General features: G+C 73.5%; 14 protein-coding genes. 7 read left to right on the top strand and 7 right to left on the bottom strand.

Annotated features, from left to right (window positions below):
- Positions 1–15 precede the first annotated feature (15 nt).
- The 3 genes from AC07AB_RS29875 to ilvD all read left to right on the top strand — a co-directional run bounded on the left by AC07AB_RS29875 (position 16) and on the right by ilvD (position 3,592).
- A complete protein-coding gene (locus tag AC07AB_RS29875) occupies positions 16–840 on the top strand; it encodes a sugar phosphate isomerase/epimerase family protein (RefSeq protein WP_478573228.1) in 825 nt (274 codons plus the stop codon).
- Entirely contained in the window at positions 837–1,511 is a 675-nt protein-coding gene (locus tag AC07AB_RS29870; protein ID WP_478573225.1) for a TetR/AcrR family transcriptional regulator, read from the top strand. The genes AC07AB_RS29875 and AC07AB_RS29870 overlap by 4 nt, the downstream gene beginning before the upstream one ends.
- 230 nt (positions 1,512–1,741) lie before the next feature.
- Positions 1,742–3,592 carry a dihydroxy-acid dehydratase gene (gene ilvD / locus AC07AB_RS29865; protein WP_478573223.1) on the top strand — a complete coding sequence of 617 codons (1,851 nt, stop codon included), beginning with the start codon at positions 1,742–1,744 and terminating at the stop codon, positions 3,590–3,592.
- A 61-nt stretch (positions 3,593–3,653) separates the two neighbouring features.
- On the opposite strand, the gene AC07AB_RS29860 is transcribed toward ilvD, so the two are convergent.
- Both AC07AB_RS29860 and AC07AB_RS29855 read right to left on the bottom strand, forming a co-directional pair.
- Positions 3,654–5,183, bottom strand: a complete 1,530-nt coding sequence (locus AC07AB_RS29860) for a carboxylesterase/lipase family protein (protein WP_478573221.1) — start codon at positions 5,181–5,183, stop codon at positions 3,654–3,656.
- Complete coding sequence (locus tag AC07AB_RS29855) at positions 5,180–6,211, bottom strand: MBL fold metallo-hydrolase (protein ID WP_478573218.1); 1,032 nt, start codon at positions 6,209–6,211, stop codon at positions 5,180–5,182. Before AC07AB_RS29855 ends, AC07AB_RS29860 begins: the two co-directional genes overlap by 4 nt.
- A gap of 143 nt (positions 6,212–6,354) precedes the next feature.
- Here AC07AB_RS29855 and AC07AB_RS29850 point away from each other — a divergent pair, with 143 nt between their 5' ends.
- Positions 6,355–7,284, top strand: coding sequence for a helix-turn-helix transcriptional regulator (locus AC07AB_RS29850; RefSeq protein WP_478573216.1), 930 nt, complete (start codon positions 6,355–6,357; stop codon positions 7,282–7,284).
- A gap of 160 nt (positions 7,285–7,444) precedes the next feature.
- On the opposite strand, the gene AC07AB_RS29845 is transcribed toward AC07AB_RS29850, so the two are convergent.
- Positions 7,445–9,658, bottom strand: a complete 2,214-nt coding sequence (locus tag AC07AB_RS29845) for a protein kinase domain-containing protein (RefSeq protein ID WP_478573213.1) — start codon at positions 9,656–9,658, stop codon at positions 7,445–7,447.
- Between the two features lie 167 nt (positions 9,659–9,825).
- Between AC07AB_RS29845 and AC07AB_RS29840 the strand changes: the two genes are divergently transcribed.
- A complete protein-coding gene (locus tag AC07AB_RS29840; RefSeq protein ID WP_478573211.1) occupies positions 9,826–10,140 on the top strand; it encodes an SH3 domain-containing protein in 315 nt (104 codons plus the stop codon).
- A 102-nt stretch (positions 10,141–10,242) separates the two neighbouring features.
- Positions 10,243–10,752, top strand: coding sequence for a hypothetical protein (locus AC07AB_RS29835; RefSeq protein ID WP_478573209.1), 510 nt, complete (start codon positions 10,243–10,245; stop codon positions 10,750–10,752).
- A 104-nt stretch (positions 10,753–10,856) separates the two neighbouring features.
- Here AC07AB_RS29835 and AC07AB_RS29830 read toward each other — a convergent pair whose 3' ends face one another.
- The 3 genes from AC07AB_RS29830 to AC07AB_RS29820 form a co-directional block, all read right to left on the bottom strand.
- On the bottom strand, positions 10,857–11,327 hold the full coding sequence (locus AC07AB_RS29830; protein WP_478573206.1) for a hypothetical protein: 471 nt from the start codon (positions 11,325–11,327) through the stop codon (positions 10,857–10,859).
- Between the two features lie 148 nt (positions 11,328–11,475).
- On the bottom strand, positions 11,476–13,062 hold the full coding sequence (locus AC07AB_RS29825; RefSeq protein WP_478573203.1) for a SulP family inorganic anion transporter: 1,587 nt from the start codon (positions 13,060–13,062) through the stop codon (positions 11,476–11,478).
- 225 nt (positions 13,063–13,287) lie between these two features.
- Complete coding sequence (locus AC07AB_RS29820) at positions 13,288–13,674, bottom strand: hypothetical protein (RefSeq protein WP_478573201.1); 387 nt, start codon at positions 13,672–13,674, stop codon at positions 13,288–13,290.
- A 300-nt stretch (positions 13,675–13,974) separates the two neighbouring features.
- On the opposite strand from AC07AB_RS29820, the gene proC reads away from it, so the two are divergent.
- On the top strand, positions 13,975–14,784 hold the full coding sequence (gene proC, locus AC07AB_RS29815) for a pyrroline-5-carboxylate reductase (protein ID WP_478573198.1): 810 nt from the start codon (positions 13,975–13,977) through the stop codon (positions 14,782–14,784).
- A 19-nt stretch (positions 14,785–14,803) separates the two neighbouring features.
- Here the strand turns inward: proC and trpS are convergent, their stop codons facing one another.
- The gene (trpS, locus tag AC07AB_RS29810) at positions 14,804–15,802 is read right to left on the bottom strand and encodes a tryptophan--tRNA ligase (protein ID WP_478573196.1); all 999 of its coding nucleotides are present in this window, start codon (positions 15,800–15,802) and stop codon (positions 14,804–14,806) included.
- Positions 15,803–16,338: the final 536 nt, after the last annotated feature.

Genomic DNA, 16,338 nt, shown 5'->3' with positions numbered 1-16,338 from the left:
CGTACGCTGTCCTTCGTGACGGAGCCAGTGGTGCGCATCCCGGATGCGAAGGTCGCCCTGTCCACGGCCTCGGTGTATCCGGAGTCGACGGCGACGGCCTTCGAGATCGCCGCGCGTCTGGGCTACGACGGCGTCGAGGTCATGGTGTGGACCGACCCCGTCAGCCAGGACATAGAGGCCCTGCGCAGGCTCTCCGACTACCACCAGGTGCCGGTGCTCGCCGTGCACGCGCCCTGTCTGCTGATCACGCAGCGGGTGTGGTCCACGGACCCGTGGGTCAAGCTCCAGCGGGCCCGCGCGGCGGCCGAGAAGCTGGGCGCGTCCACGGTCGTGGTGCACCCGCCGTTCCGTTGGCAGCGCAACTACTCGCGGGACTTCGTGAACGGAATCTGGCGGATGGCCGACGAGACGGATGTGCGGTTCGCCGTGGAGAACATGTACCCGTGGCGCTACCGGGACCGGGAGATGCTCGCGTACGCGCCGGACTGGGACGTCACCAACGACGACTACCGGCACTTCACAGTGGACCTGTCGCACACCGCCACGGCCCGTACGGACGCGCTCCGCATGATCGACCGCATGGGCGACCGGCTCGCCCACGTCCACCTCGCCGACGGCAACGGCTCCAACAAGGACGAGCACCTGGTGCCGGGCCGCGGCAAGCAGCCGTGCGCGGAGCTGCTGGAGCGGCTCGCGACCTCCGGCTTCGGCGGGCACGTCGTCGTCGAGGTCAATACCCGCCGGGCGATGTCCGCCGCCGAACGCGAGGCCGACCTGGCGGAGGCGCTCGCCTTCACCCGGCTGTACCTCGCCTCCTCCACCGGAGTGCCGGGATCATGAGTGACGTCGAGGGGCCAGCGGGCGGGCGCGTGAACGAGTGCGTGGACGGGGCGGAGTCCGGCTCCGCCCCGAAGAAGCGCGGCCGTCCCGCCCGTACGAGCACGGCCCAGGGGCCCGGCGCCCGGGACCGCATCCTGACGGCCGCCCGCGCCGAGTTCGCCGAGCGCGGCTACGACAGGGCGTCGATCCGCGCCATCGCCAAGGGCGCGTCCGTGGACCCGGCCCTCGTCCACCACTACTTCGGGACGAAGGAGCAGGTCTTCGCGGCGGCGGTCGAGGTCGCCTTCGCGCCCGCCCTCTCCGCGTCCGACACCGTGCTGGCGGGCGGCATGGACGGGGTGGGGGAGCGGCTGACCCGCTTCATCTTCGGGCTGTGGGAGAACCCGGTCACCCGCGATCCGCTGCTCGCCATCGTCCGCTCGGCCGTCTCCAACGAGACCGCGGCCACCGTCCTGCGCAACCTCGTCACCAGCAAGCTCATGGTCCGTATCGCGAGCGAGCTGGACGTGCCGGACCCCGAGCTGCGCTCCGAGCTGGCGACCGCGCAGGTGGTGGGCGCCGTGCTGCTCCGGTATGTGATCAAGGCCGAGCCGCTCGCCTCGGCCGACGTCGAGACGGTCATCGTCATGGTCGCCCCGACGGTGCAGCGGCACCTGACCGGCGAGGGATGACGGATGGCGGATGACGGGCGAGGGGTGACAGGCGGCTGAGCGAGGCCCGCACCCCCCGCCCGCACCCCGCCCGCGCCCTGCCCGCACTCCGCCCGCGCCCCCGCCACCGCGTCCGCTCTCCGGTCCCTCGTCTCACATACCGGAGGCCGTGTCCAGATCTTGGAGCGGAGGGCGTACGCTCGGCCACAGCCGCACCGACGGCGTCGAACAACCCCGAGGGAGTGTCCACTGTGCCCGAGCTGAGGTCCCGCACTGTCACCCACGGCCGCAACATGGCGGGCGCCCGAGCGCTTATGCAGGCGTCGGGCGTAGCGCGCGAGGACTTCGGCAAGCCGATCGTCGCAGTGGCCAACAGCTTCACCGAGTTCGTGCCCGGCCACACCCACCTGGCGCCGGTCGGCCGCATCGTCAGCGAGGCGATCCACGCCGCGGGCGGCATCGCGCGCGAGTTCAACACCATCGCGGTCGACGACGGCATCGCCATGGGCCACGGCGGGATGCTGTACTCCCTGCCGTCCCGCGACCTGATCGCCGACTCCGTCGAGTACATGGTCGAGGCGCACTGCGCGGACGCGCTGATCTGCATCTCCAACTGCGACAAGATCACCCCCGGCATGCTGATGGCCGCGATGCGCCTCAACATCCCCACGGTCTTCGTCTCCGGCGGCCCGATGGAGTCCGGCAGCGCCACCCTCGTCGACGGCACGGTCCGCAAGCTCGACCTGATCACCGCGATCTCCGAGGCCGTCAACGACAACGTCTCGGACGAGGACATCGCCCGCATCGAGGACAACGCCTGTCCGACCTGCGGCTCCTGTTCCGGCATGTTCACCGCCAACTCCATGAACTGCCTGACCGAGGCCATCGGCCTGTCCCTGCCGGGCAACGGCTCGGTGCTGGCCACCCACACCGCCCGCAAGGCGCTGTACGAGAACGCCGGCCGTACGGTCGTCGAGATCACCAAGCGCCACTACGAGCAGGACGACGCGAGCGTACTGCCGCGCAACGTCGGCACCCGCGCCGCCTTCGAGAACGCCATGGCCCTCGACATCGCCATGGGCGGCTCCACCAACACGATCCTGCACCTGCTCGCCGCCGCGCAGGAGGCCGGGATGGACTTCGACATGAAGGCCATCGACGGGCTCTCCCGCCGTATGCCGTGCCTGTCGAAGGTCGCCCCGAACATCGCGCCCGGCGGCGTCTACTACATGGAGGACGTGCACCGGGCCGGCGGCATCCCCGCCATCCTCGGCGAGCTGTACCGCGCGGGCCTGCTGAACGAGGACGTCCACACCGTCCACTCGGCCTCCATCGCCGACTGGCTCAAGCAGTGGGACATCCGCGGCGGCTCGCCGTCCGCCGAGGCCGTCGAGCTGTTCCACGCGGCCCCCGGCTGCGTCCGCTCCGCGACCGCCTTCTCGCAGTCCGAGCGTTGGGCCACCCTCGACACGGACGCCGAGGGCGGCTGCATCCGCGACATCGCGCACGCCTACTCCACCGAGGGCGGGCTCGCGATCCTCTACGGCAACCTGGCCGAGGACGGCTGCGTCGTGAAGACCGCGGGCGTCGACGAGTCGATCTGGACGTTCGAGGGCCCGGCCGTGGTCTGCGAGTCGCAGGAGGACGCCGTCGACGCGATCCTCACCAAGCGGATCAAGGAGGGCGACGTCGTCGTCATCCGCTACGAGGGCCCCAAGGGCGGCCCCGGCATGCAGGAAATGCTCTACCCCACCTCGTTCCTCAAGGGCCGCGGCCTCGGCAAGGCGTGCGCGCTGGTCACCGACGGCCGCTTCTCCGGCGGCACCTCGGGCCTGTCCATCGGCCACGCCTCGCCCGAGGCGGCGTCCGGCGGCACGATCGCGCTCGTCGAGGACGGCGACCGCATCCGCATCGACATCCCGAACCGCTCGATGGAACTCCTCGTCGGCGAGGACGAGCTGGCGGCCCGCCGGACGGCGCTCGGCGGTACGTACGCCCCGAAGAAGCGCGAGCGGAAGGTCTCCACGGCGCTGCGCGCGTACGCGGCCATGGCGACGAGCGCGGACAAGGGCGCGGTGCGGGACGTGGGCCTGCTCGGCTAGGTCCGGCTGTCCGTCCGCCCGTCCACGGTCGATCACCATGGGCGGGCGGACGTCTGTCGGTTCACCGCTGCCACGCCTCGCGGACGAGGCCGCGCGGGTCCTCACACAGTTCCCAGTCGCGGCCGATGACCATGGTGGCCCGGCGCTCGGTGTCGTACGGGACCCAGCCGGGGTCGCCGGTGCGGGCGAAGCGGATCCAGGCGGCGTGCACGCGGTCGGCCAGGCCGGCGGGCGGTCCCCCGGGGCCGAGCAGCGCGCGCTCCCCGCGCAGCGGCGCCGGGTCGAGGCCGAAGACGAAGGGGAGTTCCACGGTGTGGGCGGCCCCGAGCCGCCCGCCGAGGGCGGGCGAGCGCCAGTCGAACAGATAGCTGTACGTGGCCCCCGCCGACCGGTTGGCGTGCGCCCCGGCCAGGGCCCAGCTCCCCGCGCCGAACAGGGCGTCGCCCATGACGGCGGAGCGCGACTCCCCGGGCGTGGCCTCGGGACGCTCCGCGCGGTAGGCGTCGAGGAGCGGGCCCGGGGCGGGGTGGGAGAGCTCCGCGGCCGTACGGACGTCCGCCGCGGTCGAGGCGGCGTGGGCGCCGGAGGGGACGAGGTAGAGGTTCCCCTCCTCGGAGTTGGTGCCGATCAGGAGATCGACGGCGGCGCCGCGCCCGGCGGCCACGGCGTCGGCGGGCTGCTCGTCCGCGACCAGGCTGAAGGGGCTGAGCCCGATCAGCGGGTCGTGGGCGGTGGCGGTCCGCAGGTCGGTTCCGCCGAGCCGGGACGCCGCCTCGACCAGGCCCGCGTCGGGAACCGCGTCGAACGCCTCGGCGCACGGGGCGGCCCCCAGCGCGTCCGCCGCCGCCTTCGTCACCCGCGCGGCCTGCTCGGGCGAGAACGCGCCCAGGCCGCTGCCGCTCTGCACGATGGCGCGCCGCACGAGGCCGCCGCTCCGCGGGGCGGCGATGACGGCGCCGGTGAGGGTGGCCCCGGCGGACTGGCCGAAGAGCGTGACGAGGTTCGGGTCGCCGCCGAACGCGGCGATGTTCTCCCGTACCCAGCGCAGGGCGGCGAGTACATCCAGGAGGCCGCGGTCGCGGGGCGCGCCGGGGAGGTCGAGGAAGCCGGCGATGCCGAGGCGGTACTGGACGGTCACCAGAACGACGCCGCCGCGGGCGAAGGCGGCCCCGTCGTACAGGCCCGCCCGCGCCGACCCGGCCACGAAGCCCCCGCCGTGTACGAACACCATGACCGGCAGGGGGCGTTCGCGGGGTTCGGGATCGGGGCCGGTGCCGGGGCCGGTGCCGGGCGTCCGTACGCCGTCGGGCGCCCACACGTCGACGGTGAGGTAGTCGTCCCCGGGGATCCAGCCGGGCCCGAAGTAGGGCGACATGTCGATGGCGCCCAGGTTCCGCTCGGCCTGCGGCGCGGTCGGGCCGGGCGCGGTCGCGTCCCGGACGCCGGTCCACGCATCGTGCGGCGACGGCGCGGCGAAGCGCCCGGCGCGGGACGGCGGCGCGGCGTAGGGGATGCCGTGGAAGACCGCGAAGCCTTCGCGGCGGGCGCCGCGGACCGCCCCTTGAGCGGTGTCGACGGTGCGAGTCCTCATGCCCGCGCCACCTCGCCCGCCGCGTCCTCGTCGCTCTCGTCGCCCTCATCGCTCTCGACGGGCTCGACAAGCTCGTACGGGGTGAACGGGGCCCACCCCTTGATGGCGAACCCGTCACCCGCGTGCTCGACCTCGGCCGCGCCGTGGCCCCCCAGATGCGCGGGGAAGACCAGCGCGTTCTGGTCCGCCGCCCGGCCGAGAATCCGGCGGCGCGTGGCGCGCGCCACGGCGGGGTCCTCGCAGAAGCAACTGTTGTGGTCCGGATCGATGATCTGCACGGGGCTGTGCACGAGATCGCCGATGAAGACGGCGCGGTCCGTGCCGCCGGCGAGGGTGAGGACGCAGGAACCGGGGGTGTGCCCGGGGGCCGGTTCGAGGCTCAGGCTGCCGTCGATCCGGTGGCCGCCCTCCCACAACTGGACCTGTCCGGCCCGGTGCACGGGGGCGACGCTGTCCTCGAAGACGTTCTGGTTGCCGCGGCCGAGCAGGGGCGTGTGCCCGTTCTCCGGGTTCCAGAAGTCGTAGTCGTCCTTGTGCATGAGATAGGTGGCGTTCGGGAAGGTGGGGACCCATTCCCTGCCGTCGAGGCGCGTGTTCCAGCCGACGTGGTCGACGTGCAGATGCGTGTTGATCACGATGTCGACGTCCTCGGGCGCGACGCCCGCCCGCGCCAGGCGGTCCAGGAATCCGGTCCGCAGACGGCTCCAGACGGGGGAGTACGGGCGCTCCTTGTCGTCGCCCGCCCCCGTGTCGACGAGGATCGTCCTCCCCTCGCTGCGCAGCACCCAGGTCTGTACGGCCGCGTTGACCATGTTCGTACGCGGGTCGAGGAAGTCGGGCGCGAGCCAGTCGGCGTTGGCGCGCCAGACGTCCGGGGGGACGGTGGGGACGAAGGCGTCGGGTGTGAAGCCGATGGGGCCGTAGAACTCCTTGACGCGGGTGACGGTGACGCCGCCGAGTTCGATGCGGTCGGCGGGGTCGGCGGGGTCGGTGGCGTCAGTGGGGTCGATGCGGTCGGTGAGGTCCATCGAATGCTCCAGGTCTTCTTCGGTCGGGGCCCCGGGCCGGGAGCACCACCGTCGCCGGGCCCGCCCCGAGCGACCAGCCCCGCCGCCGCCTACCTCTGGCAGGGTCAGGCTGGGGCGCACCCGCCCGATGCAGACTTGACGGCATGAGAGAACGCGGCCGCCTCGGTGACTTCCTGCACGCGCGGCGCTCCCAGGTGCGCCCCGCCGACGTCGGCCTGAAGGACTACGGCGACCGGCGGCGCGTGACGGGCCTGCGCCGGGAGGAGCTCGCGCTGCTCGCCGGGGTCAGCGCGTCTTACTACACGCGGCTGGAGCAGGGGCAGGCGGCGGGCGCGTCCCCCGAGATCCTGGACGCCGTCGCCCGGGCCCTCGGCCTCGACGAGGCGGAGCGCCGGCATCTGCACGACCTCGCCGACGCCGGCCGCAGGCGCGCACCGGCCCGCCGTCCGCAGATCGAACACGTGGGAGCCGACACGCTCGCCTTGCTGCACACGCTGGAGGGCGTCCCGGCGCTGGTGACCGGCCGCCGTGCGGACGTACTCGCGTGGAACCGGCTCGGCCACGCGCTGTTCGCCGCGCACCTGGACTTCGGCGGCCCGCAGCGGGCGGCGGAGCGGCCCAACCTCGCCCGGATGCTCTTCCTCGACGCCCACACGCGCGAGCTGTACGCCGACTGGGAAGCGAAGGCCAAGGGCATGGTCGAGAACCTGCGGATGGTCGCCGGGCGCTACCCCGACGACACGCTGCTGACATCGCTCATCGGCGAACTCACGGTCAGGAGCGGGGAGTTCGCGGCCATGTGGGCCGGCCACCGGGTGCAGCCCTGCGCCGCCGCCCGCCACGAGATGCGGCACCCCCTCGTCGGCGCGCTCACCGTCACCCACCAGAGCCTCAGCCTCCCGCAGGCCGAGGACCAGAACCTGGCCCTGGCCGTCACCGATCCCGGCTCGCCCTCACAGGAAGCCATGGCCCTCCTCGCCCAGGCCACGGCCGGCACCGCCGGACCGGTGGCCCTCCCGCGCTCCGGCGAACGGGCCGACGGCCGCGCTCTCCGGGAGGGGCGCCCCGCGTAGCCCGTCCGGGATCGATGGAGCGCGTACGGGCGTACGGGCATACGGGCGTCCGCGCGACTGCGGGGGCCCGCCTGTCCGGCCGTGCCCTCCGGGAACCCCCGCGCGACCGGCCGGTTCGCCGGAGTGCCTATGGGCGGGCTCCGGGCTTCGCGGCCCCGCTCTACCAGCGCGCCGGCGCCCGCTCGTCCACCGCGAAGACCGTGCCGTCCGGCGCCGCCGCGAAGACCCTGCCGTCGGCCACCACCGGAGCCGGCACCAGTTCCAGATAGCCGTGCCCGGCCCGCGCCAGGCGCGGCGGCGTCTGGCCCATGAGCGTGTGCCGGGCCGTGTCCACGGCCAGCAGCCGGCCGTCCGCGGCGGAGAAGTAGAGCCGGCCGTCGGCGGCGACCAGATGCGACGCGTTGGCCACGGACGTCTCCAGCCGCCAGCCGCGCCCGCCGCGCGCGGTGTCCACGGCCACCAGCCCGCCCTCGGCGCCCAGCAGATACACCATGGAACCGCGGGCCGTGACGCTCACCGCGCCGAGCGGCGAGGACAGCCGCACCCGGTGCTCGACGCGCGTCGCCGGGTCGTAGCGCACGACGGCCGAGGTGCGGGTGTCCGGCGCGGTCGCGGTGAGGAAGAGGGCGCCGCCCGGGCCCGTACCGGCCGCCGACAGCGCCCCCTCGCTCCGCCGCTCCCACAGCGTCGTGCCGCGCACCGGGTCGACGGCGGCGATCCGCGTGTGCCGGCCGTCGGGGGAGGGCGTGACGGCGTAGGCCACGCGCCCGTCGCCGTACGAGGAGAACTGCGGCTGGTCCTGCCCCGCCACCCGGTGGTGCCACCGCTCCTCGTTCGTCGCACTGTCCACGGCCGTGACCGTGCCGTCCGCCGCGACCAGCAGCACCGTCCCGCCCGCGTGGTAGACCCGCCCGCCGTACGCGGACACGTCCCGGCTCCACCGCACCCGCTTCGTACGCGGATCGAGCGCCGTCAGCCGCGCACCGTCCCGCGACACCACCTGCACCACGGAACCGGACAGTACGGGCGCGGTCGGCGCGCCGCCCCTGCCCGTGGTGTCCGCGGCCGGGCGCTTCCACGCCACCTTCCCGCCGGCCGGGTCGATACGGGACGCCTGCACGCCGCGGCCGGAGCAGAACAGCGCCCCGTACCCGTACGAGCAGAACGTCGCCCGCACTTCGCCGCCCTTGGCCGGAGCCCCCTCGTACACCCCCGACTCCCACGGCTGCCGGTCTGTCGCCACGGGCGACCGCCGCGGTGGCGCGGGCTCCGCGCCGTCCAGCTGCCGCACCGTCCACGCGGCCCCCGCCCCCACGACGACCAGCGCCACGGCCCCGGCCGCCAGCAGGCGGGCCCGCGGCCTGCCGCGCCGCGCACCGGAAGCGGCGTCCGAAGCCCGCGCGCGCGGCGGCGGGGCCGTGCGTCGCGGGGTGGGGAGGTCCTCCGGCGCACCGGCCGCGTCACCGTGTGGCGCCGCAGGGCCCGCGGCCCCCGCCGCACCGCGCTGCACCGGGACGCGCGGGCCCGGCGGCGCGGACGGCGGCGGTACGGGCGCGGACCGCAACTCCGCCATCAGCGCGTCCGGCGTCGGCCGGTCCCCGGGCTCCTTCGCCAGACACGCGCGCACCAGCGGCACCAGATCATCCGGAACGCCCGCCAAATCCGGCTCGTCGTGCACGACTTGATAGGCGACGATGTACGGGCTCTCCGACTCGAACGGCCCGCGCCCGGTCGCCGCGTGCACCAGCAGCGACCCCAGCGCGAAGACATCGGCCGCGGGCCCCACATCGCGCGGGCGCTGGAACTGCTCCGGCGCCATGAACGGCGGCGTGCCGATCAACTTGCCGGTCTCCGTGCGCAGTTCACTGTCGTACGGGCGCGAGATGCCGAAGTCGATGACCTTCGGCCCGTCCTCGGCCAGCAGCACATTGCTCGGCTTGAGGTCCCGGTGCACGACGCCCGCGCGGTTGATGTCGCGCAGCGCCTCGGCGAGCCCGGCGGCCAGCCGCCGCACCGCGCCGGGCCCCAGCGGCCCGTTCCGCTTCACGCGTTCGGCGAGGGTGGGACCGGGGATGTAGAGGGTGGCCATCCAGGGCCGTACGCCGTCCGGATCGGCGTCCACGACCGGCGCCGTGAACGCTCCGCTCACCCGCCGCGCGGCCGCCACCTCCTGCCGGAACCGCGCCCTGAACTCGGGGTCCGCCGCGTACTGCGCATGCACGACCTTCACCGCGAGCCGCAGCCCGGAGGTCGACCGCGCCAGGTGCACGACGCCCATTCCGCCCGCGCCGAGCCGCGCTTCGAGCCGGTACTCCCCGGCGTACTCCGGATCCTCCGCTTCCGGGCCCGTCCCGGTACTGCGCAGCGGCGGCATACCCCACCCCCGTGATGTCGGCCGCATCCACGCGACGTCCGGAGCCTAGTCGATGGTGCGTACGGCTCCCGGGAAGCGTTGCTAGCCTGCGCATGTCACCGGTCGCCGCGACCGGTTGGGGCCCCGCCGTCCGCGCGGGGCGCGAAGTTTCCATGGGGGAGGGCCGTATGGCTGTGGAAGAGGCCGAGGAAATCAACGAGAGCGCCGACGCCGAGGCGCGGGCCGCGAGCGTCGTCTACTACCCGGTCGCGCCCGACGTGCAGCTCAGCGTCCGGCGCGGCCCCAGCACCAGCAGCCAGCTCGTCAAGAAACTGGCGATCGGCTCGCGGGTGCCGATCCGCTGCCAGACCCGCGGCCAGCGGATCTCCGGCCCGTACGGGACGACCGACATCTGGGACAGCATCGCGCCCGGCCAGTACGTCTCCGACGCGTATGTGAAGACGGGCAGCGACGGCTTCATCACGGTGCGCTGCTCGGGCTGATGGCCCCCGGCGGGCGGCCGGGCCGGGCTCGTGCCCGGTCGCCCACCGGCCCGGTCGCCCACCGGCCCGAACGGTTCGGCGGGGCCGGGCGATAATCGGGGTATGAGCGATGAGCGGCAGGCCCCGGACGCGGGCCCCCGGCCCACGGAGATCCGGTTCTACGGCACGACCTGGCTGAACCACGACGGCGGCTACGCGCTGCGCCGCGCCGCGACCGCGATCGGTTCGCTGGCCGCGGCGGCGGCCGGGTGCTTCGTGCTCCGCTTCGCCTTCCAGGGCGTGGCGGACGCCGAGGCCGGGAGCCTGGTCAACGTCCTGCTCGTGGTGGCCTTCGCCATCTGTAGCGCGATCGCCTTCCGCCACACCTGGTCCGGGTTCGTACGCCGCCCGGACGCCCCGGCCGACGCCGCCGCCGAGAAGTCGATGCGCAGCATCCGCGTCATCGGCTTCGTCGGCATCCTGCTCGCCTACTTCTGCCGCACCTTCGTCGAGGCCCCGGGCGAGAAGCTGCGGCGGGCGGAGTACGAGGAGGAGCGCGGCCGGTACGAGCGGCGGCGTACGGCCCGTACGGGCAACCCGGCGGGCAAGCCGAAGAAGCGCAAGAACCGCTAGCCGGCCGGAGGCACTCCGATACGTGCGCCCGCGCACCGCTGAGGTGTACGGCCCGCGCACCGCTCAGGCCCGGCGGCACCCCGATACGTACGCCCGCGTACCGCTCAGGCCCGGCGGCGCGCGCCGCTCATCGCACCGATCAGCCCGATCGCGCCGGCCACCAGCGCCCCGCGCCACAGGCCGTCCCACAGGCTGCCGAAGAAGCCCTCGCTCGTCAGGATCTGACGCATCAGAAAGTCGCTGACCAGCAGCAACGCGGCGGGCACGGTCGCGACCTGCCAGGGGTGGCTGCGGGCCCAGCGCCGGATGCGGTGGTCCGCGCGGGCGCCATCGCGGCCGCCGAGCGCCGCCCCCGCGCCGCCGACCAGGAAGAACAGCATCAGCGCGACGGACAGCGAACCGGCCACGACACCGAGGCCGAAGTCTCCGGTGACCGCGTTGAGCCCGAGCGACACTCCGCCGCCGAGCGCGCCGACCGCGGCCGCGGCCCGCCACGGGCCGAGACTGGCCGAGGCCACGGCCAACTGCCGCTCCTCGGTACGGGATACCTCACCTGAACGGTATGAACGACTCATACCGCCACGCTCCCGCCGCCCGTCCGCGAACACCATGGGGGATGACCCTGACGCGCCCCGGAGTTCGGCGGCCGGGATGTCCGGGGCGCGGCCGACGCCTGTGAGCGGGGCCCGCCGCCGTCCCTCCGGCGGCGGCGGGCCCACGCGGTCACGCCTCCGAAGGCAGCGCCGACCCCGCCGTCGCCGGAGCGTGCCGTTCCGCCCAGCCTTCCAGCGCCACCCCGCACGCGTGGTCGACATGGCGCAGACCGCTCAGGTCCAGCTCCACCTCTCGCCCGTGCGGCAGCGAGTGCGCCAGCGTCTCCAGCTCGTCCAGCAGTTTCGGCAGCCGCAGGAAGTTCGCGCTGCCCAGCACCCGGACGCGTACCGTCCCCTCCGCCGCATCCCCGCTCACCTGCGTGGTCTCCACCCGTACGTGCGAGGTCTCCCACGCCGCCTTGGCGACCGCCATGAGCAGACCGATGATCACGCCCTCGAACATATTGGTCGTCACGATGGCCACCGCCGTCACCATCAGCACCACGGCCTCACCCCGATGCTGACGCCACAGCGGCCCCAGCTCGCGCAGCGGTATGAGCTTCCAGCCCGCGTGCACCAGGACGCCCGCGAGGGCCGCCAGCGGAATGACGCCCAGGGCCGCGGGGAAGAGCACCGCGAAGATCAGCAGCCACGCCCCGTGCAGCACGCGCGACATCTTCGTGCGCGCCCCGGCCCGTACATTGGCGGCGCTCCGTACGATCACGGCGGTCATCGGCAGCGCGCCGAGCACCCCGCACACCGCGTTGCCCGCGCCCTGCGCGATGAGCTCTTTGTCGTACTCGGTACGGGGGCCGTCGTGCAGCCGGTCCACGGCCGCCGCGCTGAACAGCGATTCGGCGGAAGCGATCAGCGTGAAGGCCAGGACCGTGCCCAGCACCCCCACATCGGCCAGGCGCGCGAAGTCGGCGGCGCCCGGCGGCTGCACCGCGGCGAGCAGGCCGTGCACCTCGACCCGGGCCACCGGCAGGCCGAGGGCCGCAACGGCGACCGTCGCCAGCGCGACCGCGGCCAGGGGCGCGGGCAGCGCCCGCGCGCCGCGCCGCCAGCGCGGCCACAGTACGAGCACGGCCACCGTTGCGGCCCCGACCGCGACGGCGCTGAGCGCGGCCCCGGAACCGGCGGTGTCCGCGACCAGCTCCGGCAGCGAGCCGATCTTCTCCAGCCCGCCGGCCGGGGCCTTGGCGTCGGCCAGCGCGTACAGCTGGCCGGCGATGAGCACGAGCCCGATGCCCGCGAGCATTCCGTGCACGACGGCGACGGATATGGCCCGGAACCACCGGCCTATGCCCAGCGCCCCCATCGTCATCTGCAACAGCCCGGCCACGAGCACGAGGACGCCGATCGCCCCGAGCCCGTACTCCCGCACGGCCTCGTAGACCAGCACGGTCAGCCCGGCCGCCGGGCCGCTGACCTGGAGGCTGCTGCCGGGCATCAGCCCGGTCAGCAGTCCGCCGACGATGCCGGTGACGAGCCCCAGCTCGGCCGGGACCCCGGAGGCGACGGCGACGCCGACGCAGAGGGGGAGGGCGACGAGGAAGACGACGAGAGAGGAGGTGAGGTCGGCCCGGGCGTCGGCCCGAAACCAGGGCGTCCCGAGCGCCTGGGACGCCAGGGACTGGGGGGAGGGGCCGTGCGGACGGCCGCGTCGGACTCGGACTCGGACTTTTCGGACGCGGTTGAGCGGCGATTTCTGCATGCGGAGCGCCTCCAGCGCGCCACGGCGGGCGCACGTCGATGAGCTGCGTTACCTGGCGGGTGATGGGTGAGCGGGCCGGGACCCTGCACGGGTCGGCCGGTGCGCGGGCAGCGCGGACCGTACGAGCCGGTCGAGGGCGCGTACGAGCTCCCCGCGGCCTTCAGGAAGAGGACAGGCGGGAATGGGCCGAGCGGAAAGAGGACAGGCCGGGCGGAGACAGAGCTGTCAGCAGCGGAAGACCTGAAGGGCGACGGGAAGCCCGCCGGATCTCAGAAACGGCGAGACCGCGTGCCCGGCCCCGCGCCCGGCCTCTCGCGCACGGGCGGCGGTGTCCCGCCCGCAGCGGTCGGGGCCGCCCACGCGGATACGCCCGGTCTGCGCATGCGGTACGGGCACGGCGGTCGAGGACCGGGTGGCCCGGCGCGTCTCGCGGCGCTCGGCCTCTTCCTCGGCGCGCTCGGTGAGCGCGGTGGAGGAGGCGGCGGGGAGCGAGGTGACGGCGGTGACGGGTGCGACCTGTGTGGTCAGACCGTCGATGGCGAAGAGAAGGGCGAGCAGCACCGACAGGGCGGTCAGCAGCGAACGGCCGACCGACTGGGATGCCACGGCCATCGCCCCCCTCCGGCGCGCTTGGACACTTACCTTCATTGTGTCCAAAGAACAGCGTCTTTTGTGATGAGTCATGTAACAGCAAAATGAACTCAGGGTCACTGAACCGGAATTCTCTGTTCCGATCACTCCGGCGGACGCCCTGGCAAAAGCGCCCTCCCGAGCGCCGTACGCCCTGTTCCCCGCCCCCTGGGGCCTACCCACCGGGCCGGTCCCGACAGCTGAAACGCCCGGATCGCCGCGGAGGCGGAATGCGAGGATGGCCCGCGACACATCCGGCGCATCGGTGAGGTGAACAGACCCATGTCCCAGAAGGTCGCAGTACTCGGCACCGGGAAGATCGGCGAGGCCCTGCTCTCCGGCATGATCCGCGCAGGCTGGTCCCCCGCGGACGTCCTGGTCACCACCCGCCGCCCGGAGCGCGCCGAAGAGCTCCGCGGCAAGTACGGCGTCGAATCCGTGACCAACGCCGAAGCGGCCAAGTCCGCCGACGTCCTCATCCTCGCGGTCAAGCCGCAGGACATGGGCGCGCTCCTCGACGACCTCACCCCGCACGTGGCCGCCGACCGCCTGGTCATCAGCGCGGCGGCCGGGCTGCCCACCACCTTCTTCGAGGAGCGGCTGCCGGCCGGCACCGCCGTCGTCCGCGTCATGCCGAACACCCCCGTCCTCGTGGACGAGGGCATGTCCGTCATCTCCCCGGGCACCCACGCCACGGAGGCGCACCTCCAGCGCACCGAGGCGCTCTTCAACCCCGTCGGCAAGACGCTCCGCGTCGCCGAGAGCCAGCAGGACGCGGCCACCGCCCTGTCCGGCTCGGGACCGGCGTACTTCTACTACCTGGTCGAGGCCATGACGGACGCGGGCATCCTGCTCGGCCTGCCCCGCGACAAGGCGCACGACCTGATCGTCCAGGCGGCCATCGGCGCGGCCGTGATGCTCCGCGACAGCGGCGAGCACCCGGTCAAGCTCCGCGAGGCGGTGATGTCCCCGGCCGGGACCACGATCAGCGCGATCCGCGAACTGGAGAACCACGGCGTACGCGCCGCCCTGATCGCCGCCCTGGAAGCGGCCCGCGACCGCAGCCGCGAACTGGCCTCCGGCCAGGGATGACCGCCGTTCGGCCACCGGGTCAGCCCGCGGGCAGCAGCCCCACGGCCGCGTAGGCGGCGTCCACCCGTGGCCGCGCCAGCGCGCGCGCCCGCTCGGCGCCCGCCCGCAGGACCCCGTCCACATGGCCGGGGTCGGCGCACAACCGGGCGTGCAGCGCCCGTACCGGCCGCAGCAGCTCGACGACCGCCTCCGCCGTGTCCGCTTTCAGCGCGCCGCACGAGCCGTACGCACAGGCCAGCTCCGCCGGCTCCCCGCCCGCGCACGCCGCCAGGATCTCCAAGAGGTTGGCCACCCCCGGCAGCTCCTCCCGGTCGTACGCGACCCGGCCGCCGTCATCCGCCGCCGCCCGCATGATCTTCCGCCGGACGGCCTCCGGCTCATCGAGCAGATAGACGGTCCCGCTCGTGTCGGCGCGGGACTTCCCCATCGTCGACAGCGGGTCCCGCAGATCCATGACCCGCGCGGCCACCGCGGGGTACACCGCCTTCGGCACCACGAACGTGCGCCCGTACCGCTGATTGAAACGCCCGGCCAGCTCCCGCGTCAGTTCCACGTGCTCGGCCTGGTCGTCCCCCACCGGCACCTCGTCCGTCCCGTACGCCAGGATGTCGGCCGCCATGAGCACCGGATACGACAGCAACGACAGCCGTACGCCCTCGCCCGCCGCCCCCTGCCGCGCGGCTCTCTCCTTGTACTGAGCCAGCCGCCGCATCTCGTCGTCGGTGGCCGAGCACTCCAAGAGATAGGAGAGCCGTGTGTGCTCATCGACGTGGCTCTGTACGAACAGGGTGCACCGCGCCGCGTCCAGCCCGGCGGCGAGCAGCAGCGTGGCCGCCTGGCGACTGAGCCTGCGCACCCGGGCGGGGGAGTGGTCCACGGTCAGGGCATGCAGGTCCACTACGCAGAAGAGCGCGTCCGCGCGGTGCTGATCGACCTCGACCCAGCGCCGGACGGCCCCCAGGTAGTTGCCGAGCGTCAGGTGCCCGGTGGGCTTGACCCCGCTGAAGATCCGCTTCATCTCTGTCGTCTCCTGGTCAGGAGCCCCCGTGGCGGACAACAGAAAGGCCGCCGATGCGGCGGCCGGTGGAGCATGCGCAGGTGTCGGCCGCGGTCAGGCGGCCCACCACTGCTGTGTGTACGCATGCGGGATCACCGCCCGACCGTACGCTCACCAGCGGTCGCCCGCCACAGGTTTTGATGCTCGGCGAGCCCTCGTGTAGTGTGCTCCGAGTTGCCGCGGCGTCCGAAAGGGCGGCGGGACAGCCACTTGAGCCGCACCGGCGGCAAATCACTACAGCACGGCTCCTGAACGGGAACGATTTCGGCATGCCAGAATTCGGACCACGGACTCGATTATGAGTCACCAGGGAAATCCGCTAAAGTAGTGACCACGCCGGAAGGCGCGAGAAACCCCCTCCAACGGGGACCGGAAATGTAATTCGGACCGGAAACGGAACGAAAAACGGATCTGGTAGAGTTGGAAACGCGAAGAAGCCGAAAGGCCGAAACGCACCGGCGGAAATCAGGACCGCGAGGATCTGATAGAGTCGGAAA

The sequence above is a fragment of the Streptomyces sp. NPDC044033 genome (assembly GCF_056434425.1).
This window is presented reverse-complemented; position numbering and strand designations above follow the sequence as displayed.

Bases quoted from the DNA above. Each gene is read 5' to 3' on its own strand.
- AC07AB_RS29845 (WP_478573213.1), bottom strand. From the start codon at position 9,658: ATGCCGCCGCTGCGCAGTACCGGGACGGGCCCGGAAGCGGAGGATCCG.
- AC07AB_RS29870 (WP_478573225.1), top strand. From the start codon at position 837: ATGAGTGACGTCGAGGGGCCAGCGGGCGGGCGCGTGAACGAGTGCGTG.
- AC07AB_RS29855 (WP_478573218.1), bottom strand. From the start codon at position 6,211: ATGGACCTCACCGACCGCATCGACCCCACTGACGCCACCGACCCCGCC.
- proC (WP_478573198.1), top strand. From the start codon at position 13,975: ATGTCCCAGAAGGTCGCAGTACTCGGCACCGGGAAGATCGGCGAGGCC.
- AC07AB_RS29825 (WP_478573203.1), bottom strand. From the start codon at position 13,062: ATGCAGAAATCGCCGCTCAACCGCGTCCGAAAAGTCCGAGTCCGAGTC.
- AC07AB_RS29840 (WP_478573211.1), top strand. From the start codon at position 9,826: ATGGCTGTGGAAGAGGCCGAGGAAATCAACGAGAGCGCCGACGCCGAG.
- AC07AB_RS29860 (WP_478573221.1), bottom strand. From the start codon at position 5,183: ATGAGGACTCGCACCGTCGACACCGCTCAAGGGGCGGTCCGCGGCGCC.
- AC07AB_RS29835 (WP_478573209.1), top strand. From the start codon at position 10,243: ATGAGCGATGAGCGGCAGGCCCCGGACGCGGGCCCCCGGCCCACGGAG.
- AC07AB_RS29820 (WP_478573201.1), bottom strand. From the start codon at position 13,674: ATGGCCGTGGCATCCCAGTCGGTCGGCCGTTCGCTGCTGACCGCCCTG.
- AC07AB_RS29850 (WP_478573216.1), top strand. From the start codon at position 6,355: ATGAGAGAACGCGGCCGCCTCGGTGACTTCCTGCACGCGCGGCGCTCC.
- AC07AB_RS29830 (WP_478573206.1), bottom strand. From the start codon at position 11,327: ATGAGTCGTTCATACCGTTCAGGTGAGGTATCCCGTACCGAGGAGCGG.
- trpS (WP_478573196.1), bottom strand. From the start codon at position 15,802: ATGAAGCGGATCTTCAGCGGGGTCAAGCCCACCGGGCACCTGACGCTC.